Source organism: Seonamhaeicola marinus, assembly GCF_008085455.1.
This window is the reverse complement of the sequence record NZ_VSDQ01000085.1, coordinates 1-221: the sequence shown is the minus strand read 5'-3', so window position 1 is coordinate 221 and position 221 is coordinate 1. Positions and strand designations below refer to the sequence as shown.

At 35.7% G+C, this 221-nt stretch carries 1 pseudogene; it reads left to right on the top strand.

Annotated elements, in window-relative coordinates:
* Window positions 1-221: pseudogene (locus FUA24_RS00530) on the top strand (glycosyltransferase); the annotation flags it as partial.

Genomic DNA, 221 nt, shown 5'->3' with positions numbered 1-221 from the left:
TGTAAAACAATTAAACCCTAAAGTTGTTATGTTTGATAGGTTTATGACCGAAGAACAGTTTGGGTGGCGTGTTACAGAACAATGCCCTAATGCGCTTAAAATTTTAGACACCGAAGATTTACATTGTTTACGTAAAGGAAGGCACCAAGCCTTTAAAGAAGGAGCACTTTTTAACAAAACATATTTGTTTAATGCCATTGCTAAACGCGAAATAGCAAGCA